Here is a 19,285-nt window from a genome sequence, read left to right on the forward strand (position 1 = left end):
AACGGAATCATAATGACAGAAAATAACCCTTTAATTTTATACCAACATCTGCGTGATACGCTAAGACGTTACATTCCAACCACTTTACCGATAAGTCGTAATTATCCTGAGTTAAAAAAAGCTTTTCAGGCTGTTTTGAATGATGAAGAGCTGGTTAAAGGGCCTTATATTGAGGCTTTACCTGATTTCGAAAAAGGTCATGCACTGCGTTCATTGTTAAGTGAGGCGGGTGGTTTTTTGCATAATGGCTTTGCCCAGTTGCCTGAAGCATTACTTGATAGAGCTTTGCATGCGCATCAGCAGGAAGCCTTAATCGCTTCTTGCCGAGATAAGCAAAGCTTATTAGTGGCAACGGGAACGGGTAGTGGAAAAACAGAGTGTTTTCTGTATCCGATTGCTCAGCAATTATTAAGTGATCCTGAGCCAGATACGCCGGGTGTACGTTGTTTATTGATTTACCCGATGAATGCATTGGCGAATGATCAGCTTTATTATCGTATCGCACCGCTTTTTGGCTTGCAATTGGCGGAGCAGAAGATTTCATTTGGGCGTTTTACTTCGCAAATCAGAGCTAATACCAGTCGAGAAGAAGAGGAAAGTCGCCTGCGTGATAATGATAAATTAATGCAAGCGTTAGATGGAAAAATTCCGAGTCATTGGCGATTAACCAGAGAGGAGATGCTAGCTAATCCACCTAAAATTTTAATTACAAATTATGCAATGCTTGAGCATTTATTGTTACTGCCGAGAAATGCCCCCTTGTTTGCGCATAATGCTTTAAAGACGATTGTGCTGGATGAAATTCATACTTATCAAGGAGCGCAAGCCACTGAGGTTGCTTTTTTATTACGCAAATTAAAAAATCGCTTAAACATTAATCAGCCTTTACAGGTGTTTGGTACTAGTGCGAGTTTACCCAGCGGTATAGATAGCGATGAAAAAATAATCTCTTTTGCGAAAGATTTGTTTGGCGAAGAGGTGCATCGTGTTATTAGAGGCACTCGCATTCCTCATGTGCGGCTACAGCAAAAAGGCGATCTATTTTCTTTGGTGGTGAGTGATTGGTGCTGCATTGGTAAAGTTCTTAACCAAATGATTGCTGAGGATGGGCTTGATAGTCGCGAGTGGAGTTATTTGCTGGATGATGAAGGGATTAGCAACAAAATACCTGAATTAAATAAGGCATTACCTTTTGCTCATGCGCTGGAAGAGGTGTTTGCTAAAAATAGTGACATCAGAAAAGTATCTGAGATTTTGGATAATGGTAGCGCTTTAGAATTTAAGTGTCTGGCTGAGCTCATTTTTTCTGCTGATGATGAGCAAGCTTGCGCTGCTTTAAGCGCTATTATTCATATTGGTATGTTGGCGAAGGCTGATGATAATGGCTTTCCTTTGTTGCCTGGTCGTTATCATATTGCTACGAATAGTATTGAAGGTATTTCAGTTCGCCCCAGTAATGCGAAAAAGGAAGGCTGGAGTGCCATCAAAGCTTATCGGTTTTATCAAGATGCACAGGGTATTTATTACCCTATGTTGGTTTGCCGTAAGTGTGGCCAGCCTTATATGGAGGGGTTTAAGTATAACGGTAAGCTGCATAATAGAATGCCTGTTCTTGGGGCTGGTAGTGCGCAACGCATGTTGTTTTGGTTGGGCGAGCCTTTAGGTCAGGGTACAGTCGATGAAGACGATGATGATATTGATTTAGTAGAAAGTGATAATAAGCGTGTCGATATTGACCCTATTACAGGTGAATTGTCTACTGAGAGCGCAGCCAGTATCAGCTTATATCAAATAGAATCTAAGGAAAATGAGGAGACAGGGCGCAGGTATGTGCCGCGTTGTCCTGCCTGCAGTGGCTCCAGTGGGATGGCGGGGGTTGAGGTAATAACACGCATGCATCCAGGTAATGAAGCATTGGGTGCTGTTGTATTACAGCAATTGCTCGAGTCGTTACCTATTAGTCACGATAATTCAAATCCTAAACCGATGGGTGGGCGTAGTTTATTAACCTTTTCTGATAATCGTCAGGATGCGGCTTTTTTTGCGCCCTATTTTGAACGTACCAATGCCGACTTAGCTTTGCGTTCCGCTTTAATTCAAGTGATGCGTAAGAATAGTGGCGACAGGATGGATTTAGAGTGGTTGTTTGACGAAGTGTATAAGCACTGGAAAAAACAAGGTTTGCCTGTGATGATTAATCATCAAGGGCAATTAATTCAGGAAAAGTCCAGAATGCGTGATTTACTCATGGGGCGTATTGCAGCAGAGTTTTTTACGCCATCAGGACGTAGAAATTCTTTGGAAGCCTTAGGTTTAGTCCGTGTTGAGTATGATGATAAATTAGCCGGGCGCTTAAAAAGAGAGATAGCTGAAGCTATTCCTGAGTTATATCGAAACGACAGTGAGTCGCTTATTTATTTTCTACTGGAAACCATTCGGCGTGAAAAAGCGATATCGGATTTATATGATTTGGATATGCTAGACCCTTATATATGGGGGCAGCCTTATGCTAAACATCGTTCGTTTGAACTTTATAAAGCCAATGATAACATTCGCTTTGCTTGGATTACGCAGGAAGGTTCAAAGCGTCATAACCGGAGAACGTGGTATTTAATCGAGCAATTAGGCTGGAGCTGGGGTGAGGCCAGAGCATTTTTAGGTACCTTTTGGCAGTCATTAATAGATATAAAATTGTTGCGCCCTATAAGCCCTGGTTATGGTTTGAATGGACAGAAAATAAGCTTTATATCAGGTCAGCACTTCCCATTGTATGTGTGTAATGATTGTGGATTATTACAGCCGATATCGGTGACATTAAAATGTACAGCCTTCCGTTGTAAGGGAAATGTTGATGAGTTAAGTCAGGCTGAGCGCCAATCGCTTGAAGAGACAAATCACTATATTTATAACTACCTTAATGCGAGTACTACGACAGCGAGAGCCAGAGAACATACGGCTTCCTTGTCTACTGAGCTGAGAGAAGAAATTGAACGTGAGTTTGCAGATAAGCAAATCAATGTATTGAGCTGTACCACCACGATGGAAATGGGTGTTGATTTAGGTGATCTTGATGCGGTGTTGAATCTAAATATTCCCCCTAATATTTCCAATTATCAGCAAAGGACAGGTCGTGCAGGAAGAAGGGCGCAAGCAGCGCCTGTTTGTATCACCGTTGCGCGGTCGGGGCAATATGACCAAGCTGTTTTTCGAGATTTCAAAAACTTTTTAAGCAGTAGTGCGGCTATTCCTTTTATTAAAATAGATAATGCGCGCTTATTTAGGCGACATCAAAATGCAATTATCTTGTCGCATTTTTTGCGCGATAGAATTAAAGATCTCAGTACGAATGCGCCATCACTAAAGGCAGTATTTGGCGATAACTTTGATAATGCGGCACATCAAGTGTTTATAGATCAACTTAGTCAATGGCTAGAGGGTAAAGAAAGGGCGCTAGCATTGGTGGAAGCTGAGTCATTAAAGAAACATTTGCCATTAGGGGCATCAGCAATTGCTTTGGCAGGTAAAGAGTTATCAAGCGCTTTTCGTAACCAAATGATCAATTTTGCTAATGAAGTCAATGGTCGGTGGTCACTTTATGAGAGTAAAATAAAAGAAGCAAGTGCTTTGGAGGAGTATAAAAAAGCAACTCACTGGCAGAATTTGCAAAAAAGATATATTCAACAGTTTCTGGTTAATCAGCTCTCGCAACGCAGCCTTATCCCGACGTACAGCTTTCCTGTGCATTCATTAACGCTTGAGGTGACTAAGGATTACGCCAATAACAATAGTTATGGTAATCAGGGCGATGTGGCGTTGAGTCGTGATGCGAGCCAGGGGATTAGTGAATACGCACCTGGCGCTGAAGTGGTTGCGAATGGCCGCTTATGGAAAAGTACTGGTTTAGCCAGTTACCCTAAAATGTTTATGCCGACTGAGTGGTATGCACTCTGCCGCTCATGCCATCATGTTGATATTGGCATTGAAAAACAGGATGTGGCGATCGAATGTAGTCACTGTGGTAATACTGGTAAGCGTACGGTAGGTAAATATATTAAACCTTTAGGTTTTGTCACCAGTTATTCGGATCGACATGGCAGTGATCCAGGGACGATGCGCAAAAGGCAGCGCAGAGCGGATGAAGCGAAACTAATTACTAAGCCGTCTCCTGAACAGTTTGAAGAAACCGATGTATCTTTAATTGAAAAGGCGATTTTGCGAGCTCAACCGATTGATGAGCAGCAGCCTGGTAAGTTGTTTATTTTGAATAGGGGGCCTTATGGGCTTGGCTATCATATTTGTCCTTTATGTAAATATAGTGAGCCAGCTAAGGTTAAAAAATTCATTAAGGCGACGCATGTTGATCCCCTGTCAGATAGAAATTGTCAGGCGAATCAGCTGCCATCTCCTGTGGAGTTGGCACATGAATTTGATACGGATGTTTTGATTTTATCTTTTAGTAAGGCTTTACCTTTTCCTACTAAGGATAATGCGGACAGTATACAAAGTTTCCTTGATGGATTTTGTCGTACATTAAGTGAAGCATTGCGCTTTGCGGCGGCTAGTTGCTTGCAGATTCAATCAAATGAACTTCGTTCAACATTTCGTATTAATGGAAATGAAGTGGAGGCGATTTTATATGATGCGGTTTCAGGTGGGGCAGGTTATTGTACCCGTGTGTATTCTGATATTGCCTTTAAGGATATTGTAAAACAGGCTATTTCAATATTAACGTGTCCACGAAATTGTGTGAGTGCTTGTAGTTCATGTCTTTGTGATTATTCTAATCAGCATGTTTGGGATTTATTTGATAGAAAGCCGGTGATTGCATGGTTGCAGCAATTATTGAGTGGAGGTGATGCTGACCCTTATGCGGTCAATGGCGCTATTAGGTGGCATAATCCCAACTTACAAGGGTTCTCAGAAAAATTATCGGGCTGCCATCATTTGCATCTTGTAGGCAAAAGGCTGGATGTGATATCGGGAGGCTCAGATCAAGTCCGTCAGTGGATCATTGATTGGCTGAATTCTGGCAAAAAATTGAGTATTTATTTGACTGAACCTCTACAAATCTCAGGGGATAGAAATACGCCTTATATGCGTCAGACGATTCGTTATTTTTATCCTTTTATAACGGATCAGCTGTTATCGATTAGTTTTAATCAAAGTACTGTTGAATTACCGCGTATTTTTACCGAGCTAACTGTTGGTGCGTCAAGTTGGATCACACCTAAAGGATCGTCCACCCTATTAGAAAATTTATTAGCAGCGCCTCTTTATCATAAGCTGATAAATGATGAGATGCTGAATGCTTTAAATGCCTTTATTTCTAACTCAACAGTCTATCCGGATAGTAAATTTCAAGAAGGTCAGCCGATTGAACTATGGCCATTATCAGCTGGGGAGGCGAGAAATTTTAATAAAATTTTCTCAATTCTTAAAGGTGCTTATATAGAAGAGGTTGTTATTAAAGATCCTTTTTGTGGTTCACCAGAGTGGCAAAGAAGTAATTTGATTCAGTTTGTTGGTATTCTCGTGAGTCTGGCTGATAAGGTTGAGAAAATTGTTATCCATTGCCGAGAATTACATTATAAAGATGCCAATTATGAGTCCAGTTACCTTATTAATGATGGACTTGAAGCGACGTTGAAGCCCTTAATTGACAAGGTCAGCATAGAAATACATTCTTTTAGAGATAAGAAGAGTTTCCATGATAGAAGTGTTGATATAAGGATGCTTGATGCAGATGGATCTTCAGTTTTACATAAATATGATTTGTCTGGTGGTATAGATAAGTTAATGGATATTAAGTCTGAAACAAAAGTTTACCGATATGAATGAGAATGATGTGTTCAGTTTTATTTTTTTAAGAGATTAGGTAGGCAGCAGTGATCGAAAAAAATAACTGGGTTTTATAGTGTGCATTAACCTAAAAAAATCAGATAAATATAAAGTTATTACCTGGAGTAGCTGAACCACTTGAGATGAGCTATGGTATTACCCCTAAAGTTATTCATCCAGAGGGTAACAAAGAAATTGCACTGCCGAAGCGAGAAATCAGGGCACTAGCTGCTGATACATTTGATGGAAAAATTCATATTGAATGGGATCCGCAGGCTCAGGTAACCCCGCTGGGGCAACTGTCATTTTTCATTCAGTTTTTGAAAATGGGACATTTGTTTCTGCCCTGGGTAGACTAACGCCCTTTACATTACAACAGTAATAATGCTCCGACAAAAGTTGGTATTAGGCTTATTCCTGCTGTCGATTCTTTCAGCTCATACGCGCTATGCCCATATGACGAGTTTAATGACAGACGGTGTTAATGCTAAATTACTGGGCATGAGTAAAGTCGTCAGTGATGATTGTGCCCAACTGATGTTTTTTTAAGGTTTATACAAATAAAACAGTCGAAAATGCTGTTCATTTCTTAGATCACTGTAAATTGTATTTTCCTTTTTATATCAGCTATGTATTGACGGATAATGGGGCTGAATTTACCGATAGGTTTACCAACAGGAAAAACAAACCCAGTGGAAATAATTCATTTGGCTAAACCTGGCTTGAGTATCGAATCTGTTTTAAAGGGGTGTGCAAACAAGTCAAGCAAACCACCGGTAATAAACAAATGCCCTGGTACAACGCTTCAATGGAAAATGAATTTTACTTTAGGCAAAGTAATGCGGTAAGCCCCCCACAAATTATCTCCAATATCTAGGACAACAGCGAAACGGTGTTCTGGAGTTTTGTTAGTCAAAAGAAAAGCACTGAATTCTATCAAGCCTATATCAATAAATATGGCAGCAGCGGCCTTTATCATCAACTGGCTTTATTAGAATTAAACCGTCTTGCTAATGGCTCAAGCTTTGTGCCAATACCATTAAAAGTACAGTTAACGATCAAAACAAGTCCTGAGTCTCTCAGGGGGCTTTGTTGCATAAAAAATTAGCGGCGTGATTTACCCTACGCTGAAAATCAGGGAAACGGAGCGATAGCGAAGTGATGATTTTTGGTCCGTAGTAGGCGACAGGGTTGTCGCCAATCCGAGCGATAGCAGTGCGCGAGGGAGCTAGTTGTTATCCCGACAGCCCTCAAGCCATTTGAGGTAGCTTTAACGTAGCGGCTTTTGTGCGTTGTGAAGCGGACGCAGGGCGTACTGGGGCTTATCCAATTCGCTCCGTATGTGAATGAATATTTGGCGACAGGAGTCCCAAGTATTTCATGAGGTAGGATGGCGCGTCTGTTTTCGCATTTTGCGAATTTATGCGAAAAAGCAAACATCTTATATCTAAAGGGCTAAGGTAGGGAAATTCGCATTTTCGCAATGCGAATTAGTAAAAAAGTAGTTTAGCGGGTTTAGCCGGCTCTTAGTATGGCGGTTATTGAAATAAAAAAGATTTGTTATTGGTCTTTTTCTGCGTTTTTAGCTTCCTGTTGCTGATCTTCGCCAAATATTTTGTTATTCATCGACTCTACAACAGAGCTAACATGTCCATCTGATAGGTGAGCATAGCGTTTAACCATTGCTAATGTCTTATGCCCTAATACTTCGGCTATTTCAGGAAGGGAAGCACCATTCATGGCTAAGTAACTAGCAGTGCAGTGTCTTAGGTCATGCCATTTAAAATCATCTATGCCAGCTTGCTCTATTGCTCGCTCGAATGGAAGCCTTAACAAAAATGGTCGGTCTGGGTATCGCTTGCTAGGAAATAGCAATTGTGTATTAATCTGCCTTACTTTGTTATGCGCTTTTAATAAATCATAAGCATGTGAAGTAATGGGAACCCTTCTTCTTTGCCCGTTTTTTGTCTCATGTAAGATGATATACCTATCTTTTAGGTTTACATCCGGCCAAGTGAGGTTCATAAGCTCCATCTGTCGCATTCCTGTACTGATTGCTAGTACAACACATAGATAAAGGCATTCATTTGTTGAGTCTTTGCAGGCTAAAAGTAGACATTCACGTTCATTATCATCTAAAAAACGTACTCTCCCGCGTGATTCCTTAGGTTTTTTTACTTTGCGCATTGGTGAATCTTCTAGCCATTGCCATTCGTTAGTAGCAATAGTGTATGCATGAGATAAGGCGGACATATACCTAACGACTGTTGCTGGACTTCTTTGCGTGCCTCTTCTAGTGTTACTGCTTAATAGGTCATCACGACATTGTACAATTAGGGCGGTTGTGACATCCGCTAATAGATAATCACCAAGCTGCTCTTTCCACCAATTGAGTTGCATGGTTTGTTTGTTTTGTGATTTGGGTTTGGTGGGTAAGGTGTCTTTTATGTAGCGATCAACCATATCGCCAAAGGTATGCTTTTTTGCTTCAGTGGTTTTGAAGTGCCTGCCTTCTCGGATTGCTGATTCTGTATGTTGAGCCCATTTTTTTGCATCTGTGATGCGATCAAAGGAAGCTGTTTGTGTCGGGTATCCTTTTAGGCGTACCTTTACTCGGTAAGATACTTTTCCATTGTCAGTAACACGTTTTTCGATGGAAGCCATAATCATTCCTAGTGGGTAATCAGTGCTAAATGCTACGGTAAAACATAAATAAACACAACAAAGGATAGGGTTAAGGTATTGATAGTAATTATTTTACGTAGTACCAGCTTTGCTTTGGGGCGCTGGTGGGGCAGTAATGATATAAAATATGGATGAGTTTGTTACTTTTGAATAAGGATTGGGGGTATGTTTTGTTGTCTTTTGTTGTGCTGTGTTGTTTTGAAGTGTCCCATGAGTGTCCCATAGGAATTTTAGGCAAAAAAAAAGGACATCGAGTAAAAACTCTAGGTCCTTGATTTATTTCTCTAAAAGATTGGTGCCTCGGGCCAGAATCGAACTGGCACGCCCAGAAGGCGAGGGATTTTAAGTCCCTTGCGTCTACCAATTTCGCCACCGAGGCAATCTCGCTTAAGAGAAGAAACTATTATAGCAGTTTTTTTTTACTTGGCTAGATGTTTTTTGAAATATTATTTAATTTTTTTAGTTCATTGTTTTTATGATGTTTATTTTATCGGGTGTAAATAATTGCCAGACAGGGCGTATATTAGTGGGGAGTGTTGCTAATCGACCTAGTTCTACCCATTGATTTTTTGGGTTGTGGAAGTCTGATCCTATAGAGCCATATAATTCAAATTGAGTGGCAAAGTGGGCAGCACGCCGGACTTCATCAGGATTGCTTCGGCCGGTAATAATTTCCATGCCTTGTCCGCCATACTCTTTGAAAGCAGTTAAAAAACGTCGCATCCAGCTTGCGGTAAGTTTGTAACGTAATGGATGAGCGACAACGGCACAGCCTCCGGCTTTGATTATCCAATTGATTGCGTTATCTAATTCTGCCCACTGAGTATTGACAAAAGCGGATTTGCTTTGACCTAGATAATGATCAAAAGCACCCTGCATAGTGCTAACGTAGTTATTTTTTAGTAAAAAATCGGCAAAATGAGAGCGAGTAATCATGCCGGATCCTGCGGCTTCTAATACTGCATCGAGAGCGCCGGGAACCTTGTTTTTTTCTAGCTTATGGGCGATTTTATGAGCGCGTTCGAGGCGCGTGTCTTGTAGTGTTTGTATTCCTTTTAAAAGCTCAGCATTATTTGGATCGATATCTAAACCTAAAATATGGAATGTTCTTTTATTCCAGGTGCAGGACAGTTCAATACCAGAAATTAATTTTAAATTATTTTCATTAGCTGTTTGGCGTGCTTGAGCAAGCCCTGCAATCGTGTCATGATCAGTTAATGCGAGTGTTGTTACTCCGTGTTCTTTAGCGCGCAAGACTACTTCATGGGGAGTAAGTGCGCCATCTGATGCACTGGAGTGGCAATGGAGGTCATATTTTATTTCATTCATTATTGATATTCTCCATAGAGTTTTGCATAAAGTCCATTTTGATTGATAAGTTTATTATGCTCGCCTTGCTCACAAATTTTCCCTTCGTCAAAGACATAGACATGATCGGCTTGCTTGATAGCACTAAGGCGGTGCGCAATAATGACCGTGGTGCGGCCTTTTAAGAAGTCGTTTAGTGCTTGGTGTAATTTGTGTTCGGTTTCTGTATCTAAGGCTGACGTTGCTTCGTCGAGTACTACAATACTGGGTCTGGCAATAATCATGCGTGCAATGGCGATACGTTGGCGTTGACCACCTGACAGGCGCATGCCTTGACGACCAACAATAGTATCTAAACCTTTTTCTAGGCTAAGGATAGTTTCTTTTAATTGAGCAATTTCGAGTGCTTGCCATAATTCAGCATCAGTCGCTGCTTTACCTAGCGTTAGGTTTTCACGGATGCTGTCATTAAATAGTGTTGGGTGTTGTAAAACGGTGACTACATGCTCTCTAATAACATCTAAGCCAATTTTATTCATGGGTATATTATCATAATAAATAGTGCCGCTAGTAACTGGATATAGGCCATTCAAGGTCTGAATTAAGGTTGATTTACCTCCGCCACTTGCGCCGACAAGGGCGATTTTTTCACCTGCCTTAACGCTTAAATTAATGCCGCTGAGGATTTCATCTTTTTCTATGTTATAGCGGAAATGTAAATTTTCAATACGTAAACTAACGGTTTTCTTATTGAGGAAAGGGTTGATGAGCGCAGGGTAAATAGGTTCTTGTTGTAGAGTCTGCATGCGGTTAATGCGTTCTAAGGCGGCTTTTGCCCCATAAAATGAGTATTGAATGCCGAGGACTTCTTGTACGGGAGCCATCATAAACCAGAGATAACCAAAGACCGCAAGCATTTGCCCTATACTTAAATCAGAGTAAAGCACCATTAACATGGCAGCAGCGCGAAATATATCGAAACCAAAAAGGAATATTAAAAAACTAAAGCGAGTAGCGGCATCACTTTTCCAAGCGAAAGCAATGGAATGTTCTTTAACTTGGATGGCTGAGTCGATAAGTTTCTGATAGTAATGGGTCTCGCGATTACTGACGCGTATTTGTTGGATCGCTTCTAATGTTTCAGTGAGTGCTTGTTGAAAAATTCCGTAAGCGGAGTTTTCATTGGCTTTAAGTGTCTTCACTTTTTTGCCTAGGCTGCGAGCGAAGAAGATAACAATTGGATTCAATAGTAGAATAAATAACCCTAATTGCCAGTTCATCCACAATAGAATAATAGCTGTACCTAAAATCGTTAAGGCGGCGACGAGTAATTTGCTGGTTGTGCTGCCAATAAAGGTGTCTAAAGTATCTAAGTCGGTGACTAGATGAGTAATGACCGTACCACTTCCAAGACTTTCATATTCAGCCATGGAGATATGTTTTAGGTGATTGATTTGTTTTTTTCGGATATGAAAGATAATATCTTTAGATATTCGAGAAAATTGACGTAACTGAATAATATTAAAGATAATACCTATAACTCTTAGGCATAAGCTCACTAATAGAATTGCACTGATATAAAGTATGGGGGTGTGCCAGTTAGCGGGGGTGAATTGATTGATAGTTGCAACCATTATGCCAGGGTTATTGAGTAAAATTTCATCTACTAATAAAGGCATAAGCAAAGGAACAGGCACGGTCGCAATGGTTGCTAAAATGGCTAATAAGTGGGCGGAGATAAGTTCTTTTTTATGTTGTTTTACTAGGTCTATGATATAGGCCCAGGTATAGTGAGTAGTGAGGCTTGATTGTTGGTTTTGCACGTTGATTCTTAGCTTTTATGTAGACAAGATTTAAGATAAATTATAGCTGGAATTCAGTTGTTTGGTGTGGTTAAAAATGTAACTTTTGTTTTGCTGTGGCTATTTGTTAAATAATTGCGCTGTTATGTGTTGTTGACTTAAAAGGAAATTTAAAAATATGGGGTTTAGTTTAAGAGCAGTTGTTTTTTCTGTTGCTATTTTTGTGTGGACGCTAGATTGTGCGGCAGTGATAGGTGAGCAGCAACGCTTGAAGTTTATGCAAGCGGAGGAATTGATTAAATCTGGAGATAATCAAGGTTTTTCAATTTTAAGCTTGGAGTTGGTGGATTACCCTTTATATTTTTATTTGAATTATCAGTGGCTTAGTGATAATTTAGATCAAGATAAGAAAATCCAGAAATTTTTGCAGGATAATGATTCGCCACTTTATGCGCGTATGTTGCACCGGCAATGGCTGGATTATTTATATAAAAATAAACAATGGGGCGCTTATGTGGAAAATTATCGGAACTCTAAAAGTAAGCAGGGGCAATGTCGTTATCAGTGGGCTAGATATCAGTTAAATTATAAAACGAAGGCGCTAACGGCAGCGAAGAAAATTTGGTTAACTGGGTCTTCGTTGCCAAGGGATTGTGACCAATTATTAGCTAAATTTACACAATCTTCTTTTTTAACGCAAAAACTCATTTGGCAGAGATTTAGGCTTGCAGTTAATGCACGGCAATATAGTTTAGCTCGTTATCTGAAGAATAAAATGACCAGTAAAGTTGCTAAACGAGATGCTAAGCAATGGCTTTTATTATTAAAACATCCTGACTTAATTGCTAAACCAGGTGTGTTACAAGGTGTATCGAAAAAGCAAAAAGCCGATATGTTTACCTATGCTGTAAGGCGAGTTATAGGGTTCGATGTTAATAAGGCTTTGCAGATATGGAATACACAAAAGTCAAGTTTTAAACTAACAAAAAAGCAGCTATATAAGATTGATCGTTCCATAGCGTTACAGTTGACTTTTAACAAGTCTGATAAAGCTTATGCACATTTTTCTCGGTTAACACGGCCGGATAAAACAGCACGTACTTGGGCGGTGCGAGCTGCTTTAATTAAAAATGATTGGACTGCCGTGCAACAGGCGCTAAACAAGCTGTCCGTTGAAGAGAAGCAATCGGAAAGGTGGCGCTATTGGCAAGGTAAGACATTTGTGCAAACTAGGCAGTTAAAAAAAGCGCGAGAAATATTTATTCGCTTGGCAAAAGAGCGTAGTTATTATGGTTTTTTAGCGGCTGATTATTTGCAGCAGGATTATTGGTTGGCAGATAACCCCATTAAAGCAGATAAGCAGGAGATAAATACGCTTTTAGCTGAAAAAGATTTTGTTATTGTTAATGAGTTCAGGGCTTTGCAAAGAACCAAACAGGCAAAACAATATTGGTGGCAAGCTATTCGTGGTCTTAAAGGTACGAATTTGTTAGTGGCTGCTAAGATCGCAGAGCAATGGCAGTGGCACAAACAGGCAATTATGACGGTTGCGCAAGCGAAATATTGGGATGATGTGAATTTACGCTTTCCATTGGATTTTACTGATAAAATCCAAGAAAATTCTCGTTTACAAGGTTTGGATGAAACTATTATATATGGCTTAGTGCGCCGAGAAAGCATGTTTGATGAGGCTGCGAGCTCGCCTGTTGGAGCATTGGGGTTAATGCAAGTGATGCCAAATACCGGTAAGCAAATTGCTAAAGAAATAAATTTTCCTTGGAAATCCAGTGTGGACTTATTAGAGGCATCGGTTAACATTAAATTTGGCGCTTATTATTATAAGCAAATGCTAGACAAGTTCTCGGGTAATTTTGCCCTGGCAGCGGCGGCTTATAATGCTGGTCCTGATAGTGTGAATCGGTGGTTAAATATTGCTAATGTTTATGCAGCTGATGTATGGATAGAGACGATACCTTATAAAGAAACAAGAACGTATGTTGCTGCAGTGTTAACTTATGCTTTGATTTATCAGCGACGCTTAGGTGGTAAGCAAGGCTTGATGTCTGATTTTATGATCGACATACAGCCTAAAAACACCAGTAAGTCTTCTAAGAAGATATAAAATGACTTTGTAGTGCCGCTTTAAGCATGCTATTTATGTGGCGAAATATGCATGATAAATTCTCTATCTTTGATGGATACAAGGTATAATAATGTGATAGACAAAAATATAATTATAAAAAATAAACAGGATTGGGAATGCAAAAACAGCATAGTTATGATCGAGAAGAGTTATTAAAATCTGGCCGTGGTGAGCTTTTTGGCCCAGAAAATGCGCAGTTACCTCTGCCAAATATGTTAATGATGGATCGCATTACGCATATTTCTGATACGGGGGGAGAGTTTGATAAGGGCGAAGTTATTGCTGAACTGGATATTACGCCAGACTTATGGTTTTTTGACTGCCATTTTCAAGGTGACCCTGTTATGCCAGGTTGCTTAGGGCTTGATGCTATGTGGCAGTTAGTAGGGTTTTATTTGGGCTGGAAAGGTGGGCCGGGTAAAGGTCGTGCACTAGGGGTTGGTGAGGTTAAATTTACCGGTCAAGTATTGCCTGATGCAAAAAAAGTAACGTATAAAGTTACTTTAAAACGCGTTATTATGCGCAAGTTAGTTATGGGTATTGCTGATGCAACAATGGAAGTTGATGGTAAAGTGATTTACGTTGCAAAAGACCTGCGCGTTGGATTATTTACAAATACAAAAGATTTCTAAAGGGGCAGAACATGAAAAGAATAGTTATAACAGGACTAGGTATTGTTTCTAGTATTGGAAATAACAGTGAAGAGGTTCTTGCATCTCTACAAGAGGGGCGCTCAGGTATTACTTTTGCGGAGGACTATCAAGAGTTAGGTTTTCGTAGCCATGTGCGTGGCGCTATTAATATTGACCTTGATGACTTTATTGATCGTAAAGTAAAGCGTTTTATGGGTGATGGTGCAGCATTTAACTATATTGCTATGCAGCAAGCCATTACTGATTCTGGTTTAGAAGAAAGTGATGTCTCGAATGTGCGCACAGGTTTGATTATGGGCTCAGGTGGGCCGTCTACTTCAAACTTAGTTGCTGCCGCTGATATTTTGCGTGAAAAAGGAATTAAAAGGGTTGGGCCTTATATGGTTACACGTGCTATGTCGAGTACGAACACTGCTTGCTTAGCGACACCGTTTAAAATTAAAGGTATTAATTATTCAATTACGTCTGCTTGTGCTACAAGTGCGCACTGTATTGGTAATGCCATGGAGCAAATTCAGCTAGGTAAACAAGATATTGTTTTTGCTGGTGGTGGCGAAGAAGTACACTGGACTATGTCAGTATTATTTGACGGTATGGGGGCTATGTCGTCTAAATATAATGATACGCCAGAAAGTGCCTCACGTCCGTATGATGAGGCACGTGATGGTTTTGTTATTTCTGGTGGTGGCGGTGTTTTAGTGTTGGAAGAACTGGAGCATGCTAAAGCGCGCGGTGCTAAAATTTATGCTGAGTTGACTGGTTACGGTGCGACTTCAGATGGCTATGATATGGTTCAACCATCAGGAGAAGGCGCTATTCGTTGCATGCAGCAAGCTATGGCAACGGTTGATGCTAAAGTTGATTATATTAATGCGCATGGTACAAGCACCCCCGTAGGCGATACGCGTGAATTAGAAGCTTTGCGTCAAGTGTTTGATGCAGAGGCAATGCCTTATATTACATCTACTAAGTCATTGACTGGCCATGCATTAGGTGCTGCGGGTGTAAATGAGGCGATTTACTCACTATTAATGATGAAAAATAATTTTATTAGCGCATCGGCTAATATTACATCAATGGATCCTGGAGCAGAAGGTATGCCTATTGTTGCAACACGTAAAGATGATGTGACTTTAAATACTATTATGTCGAATAGTTTCGGCTTTGGTGGAACGAATGCTTCATTGATTTTTCAGCGCTATAACAGCTAGACTTTATAGCTTTTAGCCTGTTTAAGGTGAAAAGGTGCTCTTGAGTAAGAGTGCTTTTTCGCCTTTTTTTGTTTTAAGGATTTTATCCCCTGAGTTTTACTAGATATGTCAAGCACTAAAAAAGAACAAACTGAATTTAATAAATTGCACAAACGTTTACGTAAAAATGTGGGTAGTGCTATTGCTGACTTCAATATGATTGAAGACGGCGACAAAGTGATGGTATGTTTGTCGGGGGGTAAAGATTCTTATACATTGTTGGATATTTTGATGTATTTTCAGAAAATTGCTCCGATTCATTTTGATATTATCGCGGTAAACTTGGATCAGAAGCAACCAGGTTTTCCTGAGCACATTCTGCCTAAATATTTACAAAAAATAAGTGTCCCTTTTCATATTATTGAACAGGATACCTATAGTATTGTTAAGCGAGTTATTCCTGAAGGCCAAACGACGTGTAGTTTGTGCTCTCGTTTACGTCGTGGTTCTTTATATGGTTATGCAAAGGCAGAGGGTATAACTAAAATTGCTTTAGGGCATCATCGCGATGATATTTTAGAGACATTTTTTTTAAATATTTTCTATGCGGGAAAATTAAAAGCTATGCCACCCAAGTTATTAAGCGATGATAGTCAAAATATTATTATTAGGCCGCTTGCCTATTGTAAGGAAAAAGATATAGAAACTTATGCAGAATTAAAGCAGTTTCCTATTATTCCTTGTAATTTATGTGGCTCTCAAGAGAACTTACAGCGGCAAATGATGAAAAAAATGCTGGAAAACTGGGATAAAGCTTTTCCAGGTCGCTTAGAGACTATTTTCTCAAGCTTGCAAAGTGTTGCCCCTTCGCAATTAGCAGATACACAGTTATTTGATTTTATCGGGTTAAATTTAGATCAACGCGCTGATGTTAGTGTTAATTCTGCAATGATAGAGGCGGATAGTTCTGGGTTAGATATTTTACAGAGATAGGAATGGGGGCATGTAATCATTTGATTAACTTGTTTTTATTGTAGTTATTTTGCAGGTATAGTATTGTTATATATTATATTTAACTCGGATATTTTTAGTGTATATAGGGTGCTAATGAGAGTTTTGATTGTTGATGATAGTAAATCTATTCGTATGTTGGTTGCTGAATGCATCTCTTCATTGGGTCATGAGGCTGTACATATGGAGTCTGGAAATGATGCTGTCGAATATATCAAAGAAAATTCGGTCGACCTTATTATGATGGATGTTGAGATGCCAGGGATGAATGGTTTTGAAGCAACTCAAAAAATACGTGAAATCAAAAGGGATGACTGGTTTCCTATTATTTTCTTAACGACTAAAGTAGATGATGATTCCTATACGCAAGGCATTTTAGCAGGAGGCGATGCTTATATGGAAAAGCCGATTAGTCCTTTACGCTTACAATTGCAAATTACTGCAATGGAGCGTATTTATAGGATGCGGCAGAAGCTTGAGCAAGCGCAGGATAGTTTGCTTGAGGCAAATAAAACGCTTTTACATTTGTCGATGTTTGATCAATTAACGGGGTTGGCGAATCGACGTAATTTTGATGACACTTTAGACAGAGAATTTAAATTGGCTAAGCGCGAGAAAAAGCCATTGTCGGTGGTGCTGTGTGATATTGATTTTTTTAAGCTTTACAATGATAAATATGGACATCAGAAAGGCGATCAGTGTTTAGCAGATGTTTCATTGGCTTTAGCTAAGGCCTGCGCAAGACCAACAGATTTGGCGTGTCGTTATGGTGGTGAAGAATTTACCTTTATTTTACCTAGTACTGATTTACAAGGGGCGACAATTTTTGCGGAAAAGGTTCGAGAAGCAATCGTTAAGCTGGGTATTGCCCATGCAGGGTCGAAAGTGGCAGATCATGTGACTTTGAGTTTAGGTGTAGCAACTTACCAAGGGCAGTTTAAAAGTGGTGAGGAAGTTACAAAGGCAGCGGATGATGCTTTGTATCGCGCTAAGGAAAAAGGGAGAAACCGGGTTGAAAAAGCTTAGTGAATGATTGTTATTTCCCTAAAGACTTTATTCAAACAGCAGAAGGGTTAGTGTTTGCTGTTGTAGAGCAAGGCTTAGAGCAAGGTAAGGTGCTTTGTTTTTTGCGTTATGTGCAACAAGGTACTATATGGCGAAAGCTAGATACGCAAGAGGCTAATCACTTTTTAACAGAGCACTATCCTCAGTATTTATTTTTTTCGCTAGTAAAGTCTGCTGCTTTACATGCCGTCAATGTTCAATCTATCGTTATTCACCATCAGCCTAGACAACGCTTACAAGACTTATTGCTTAAAAAAAATCTTGATATGATTGAACAAGATTGTACTGCTTTATGTCAGATGCTTTTAGTTAAAGGTGTGGATCTTCAGCGTGTCGGTGTGACGGGTTCGTTATTGATTGGTGCGCAAAATATCAATTCAGATATTGATCTAGTGGTCTATGGCCGTAAAAAATTTTATCAACTGAGAGGGTTAATTAAACAATTCATAGAACAAGGTCGATTGCAGCAACTTTCTGAGCAGGATTGGCTGGAGTCCTATCAACGTAGGCAATGTGATTTAAGTTACGTAGATTATGTTTGGCATGAGCAGCGTAAATACAATAAAGCGTTAATTAATCAGCGTAAATTTGATTTGAATTTATTGGTGTTAAGGGCTGAAGATGAAGGGGTTAACTATCAAAAAAAAGGTGCAACATTGATTCAAGCAACCGTGCTTAATGCGCAATATGGCTTTGATTATCCTGCAAGGTTTTTAATCGAACATGAGCAAGTTTCTGAGATCGTATGTTATACCGCAACCTATACAGGGCAAGCGGTGCAAGGAGAGCGCATCGAAGTGTCTGGACAATTAGAAGTATCAAGCACAGGTCAGGCGCGAATTTTGGTGGGATCAAGCCGTGAAGCAGTGGGCGAGTATATTAAGGTAATAGAGATTTAATGGGCATTTTACCTGATTTTAATGCACTCATTTTTGATATGGATGGTTTGATCTTGGATACCGAGGTCACTTATTTTCAGGCTTGGCAGCAAGCGGCAGACGCTTTAGGCTATCAGTTAAGTGATGCGTTTTATAGGCAGGTGTCGGGCTTATCTTTCGCGCTGATAGAGCTAAAATTAACGCAAACTTTGGGTGATAATTTTCCCTTAGAAAAATTTTATTCACTGAGTTCTAAATTTTGGCGGGCTACAGTCATTCGTGAGGGTATTGCTGTAAAAAAAGGCGTTCATGACTTGCTGTCCGTATTAAAAAGCAAACAAATTCCTTATTGCTTAGCGACTAATAGCCCCGAAAAAAATGCCCGTGAATGTTTGCGTTATGCAGGTATAGAAAATTTGTTTGAATTATTAGTTTGTTGTGATCATGTGCAAGCACCTAAACCTGCGCCCGATATATTTTTGCAAGCAGCTGATAGCTTAGAGCAGGATATTCAATCCTGTTTAGTGGTAGAAGATTCTTTAATTGGTTTATTGGCAGCTAAAAATGCCAATATTTTTTCGGTACTGGTGCCTTCTATATCGGTAAATGAGTGCATGCAAAAATCAGCAGGCATTATTTTGAATGATTTATCTGAATTATCTATACTGGTGCAGGCAGCACAAAAATAGCGAACTATCCTGTATAATTCCAG

The 19,285-nt window shown here is 39.8% G+C and carries 14 protein-coding genes and 1 tRNA gene; 10 read left to right on the forward strand and 5 right to left on the reverse strand.

Annotation, left to right across the window (positions count from 1 at the left end):
• Positions 1 to 12 precede the first annotated feature (12 nt).
• The 3 genes from BQ7314_RS04255 (at position 13) to BQ7314_RS04265 (ending at position 6,387) form a co-directional block, all read left to right on the forward strand.
• Complete coding sequence (locus BQ7314_RS04255; RefSeq protein WP_174482471.1) at positions 13 to 5,838, forward strand: DEAD/DEAH box helicase; 5,826 nt, start codon at positions 13 to 15, stop codon at positions 5,836 to 5,838.
• 143 nt (positions 5,839 to 5,981) lie between these two features.
• Entirely contained in the window at positions 5,982 to 6,197 is a 216-nt protein-coding gene (locus BQ7314_RS04260) for a hypothetical protein (protein ID WP_174482472.1), read from the forward strand.
• Between the two features lie 25 nt (positions 6,198 to 6,222).
• Entirely contained in the window at positions 6,223 to 6,387 is a 165-nt protein-coding gene (locus BQ7314_RS04265; protein WP_174482473.1) for a hypothetical protein, read from the forward strand.
• Positions 6,388 to 6,643: 256 nt separating this feature from the next.
• Here BQ7314_RS04265 and BQ7314_RS15660 read toward each other — a convergent pair whose 3' ends face one another.
• From BQ7314_RS15660 to BQ7314_RS04285, 5 genes are all read right to left on the reverse strand, one after another.
• Complete coding sequence (locus BQ7314_RS15660; RefSeq protein WP_217423828.1) at positions 6,644 to 6,817, reverse strand: hypothetical protein; 174 nt, start codon at positions 6,815 to 6,817, stop codon at positions 6,644 to 6,646.
• Between the two features lie 581 nt (positions 6,818 to 7,398).
• Positions 7,399 to 8,502, reverse strand: a complete 1,104-nt coding sequence (locus BQ7314_RS04270; protein WP_174482474.1) for a tyrosine-type recombinase/integrase — start codon at positions 8,500 to 8,502, stop codon at positions 7,399 to 7,401.
• A gap of 314 nt (positions 8,503 to 8,816) precedes the next feature.
• Positions 8,817 to 8,902, reverse strand: a tRNA-Leu gene (locus tag BQ7314_RS04275).
• An 80-nt stretch (positions 8,903 to 8,982) separates the two neighbouring features.
• Positions 8,983 to 9,852, reverse strand: coding sequence for a PHP domain-containing protein (locus BQ7314_RS04280; protein WP_174482475.1), 870 nt, complete (start codon positions 9,850 to 9,852; stop codon positions 8,983 to 8,985).
• Positions 9,852 to 11,510 (reverse strand): ABC transporter ATP-binding protein, encoded by a 1,659-nt coding sequence (locus BQ7314_RS04285; RefSeq protein ID WP_245394916.1) that lies wholly within the window; start codon positions 11,508 to 11,510, stop codon positions 9,852 to 9,854. Before BQ7314_RS04285 ends, BQ7314_RS04280 begins: the two co-directional genes overlap by 1 nt.
• A 301-nt stretch (positions 11,511 to 11,811) precedes the next feature.
• Here BQ7314_RS04285 and BQ7314_RS04290 point away from each other — a divergent pair, with 301 nt between their 5' ends.
• The 7 genes from BQ7314_RS04290 to BQ7314_RS04320 all read left to right on the forward strand — a co-directional run bounded on the left by BQ7314_RS04290 (position 11,812) and on the right by BQ7314_RS04320 (position 19,262).
• Positions 11,812 to 13,755 (forward strand): transglycosylase SLT domain-containing protein, encoded by a 1,944-nt coding sequence (locus BQ7314_RS04290; RefSeq protein WP_174482477.1) that lies wholly within the window; start codon positions 11,812 to 11,814, stop codon positions 13,753 to 13,755.
• A gap of 137 nt (positions 13,756 to 13,892) precedes the next feature.
• Positions 13,893 to 14,408: a 3-hydroxyacyl-[acyl-carrier-protein] dehydratase FabA gene (fabA, locus tag BQ7314_RS04295; protein WP_174482478.1), complete on the forward strand. Its 516-nt coding sequence runs from the start codon at positions 13,893 to 13,895 to the stop codon at positions 14,406 to 14,408.
• Positions 14,409 to 14,419: 11 nt separating this feature from the next.
• Positions 14,420 to 15,640: a beta-ketoacyl-ACP synthase I gene (gene fabB, locus BQ7314_RS04300; protein WP_174482479.1), complete on the forward strand. Its 1,221-nt coding sequence runs from the start codon at positions 14,420 to 14,422 to the stop codon at positions 15,638 to 15,640.
• A 105-nt stretch (positions 15,641 to 15,745) separates the two neighbouring features.
• Positions 15,746 to 16,612, forward strand: a complete 867-nt coding sequence (ttcA, locus tag BQ7314_RS04305; RefSeq protein WP_174482480.1) for a tRNA 2-thiocytidine(32) synthetase TtcA — start codon at positions 15,746 to 15,748, stop codon at positions 16,610 to 16,612.
• A 114-nt stretch (positions 16,613 to 16,726) separates the two neighbouring features.
• Positions 16,727 to 17,656 carry a GGDEF domain-containing response regulator gene (locus tag BQ7314_RS04310; RefSeq protein WP_174482481.1) on the forward strand — a complete coding sequence of 310 codons (930 nt, stop codon included), beginning with the start codon at positions 16,727 to 16,729 and terminating at the stop codon, positions 17,654 to 17,656.
• Positions 17,656 to 18,594, forward strand: coding sequence for a nucleotidyltransferase domain-containing protein (locus BQ7314_RS04315; protein WP_174482482.1), 939 nt, complete (start codon positions 17,656 to 17,658; stop codon positions 18,592 to 18,594). The genes BQ7314_RS04310 and BQ7314_RS04315 overlap by 1 nt, the downstream gene beginning before the upstream one ends.
• On the forward strand, positions 18,594 to 19,262 hold the full coding sequence (locus BQ7314_RS04320; RefSeq protein WP_174482483.1) for an HAD family hydrolase: 669 nt from the start codon (positions 18,594 to 18,596) through the stop codon (positions 19,260 to 19,262). The genes BQ7314_RS04315 and BQ7314_RS04320 overlap by 1 nt, the downstream gene beginning before the upstream one ends.
• Positions 19,263 to 19,285: the final 23 nt, after the last annotated feature.

This window comes from methanotrophic endosymbiont of Bathymodiolus puteoserpentis (Logatchev) (genome assembly GCF_900128525.1).
Classification (GTDB): domain Bacteria; phylum Pseudomonadota; class Gammaproteobacteria; order Methylococcales; family Methylomonadaceae; genus Methyloprofundus.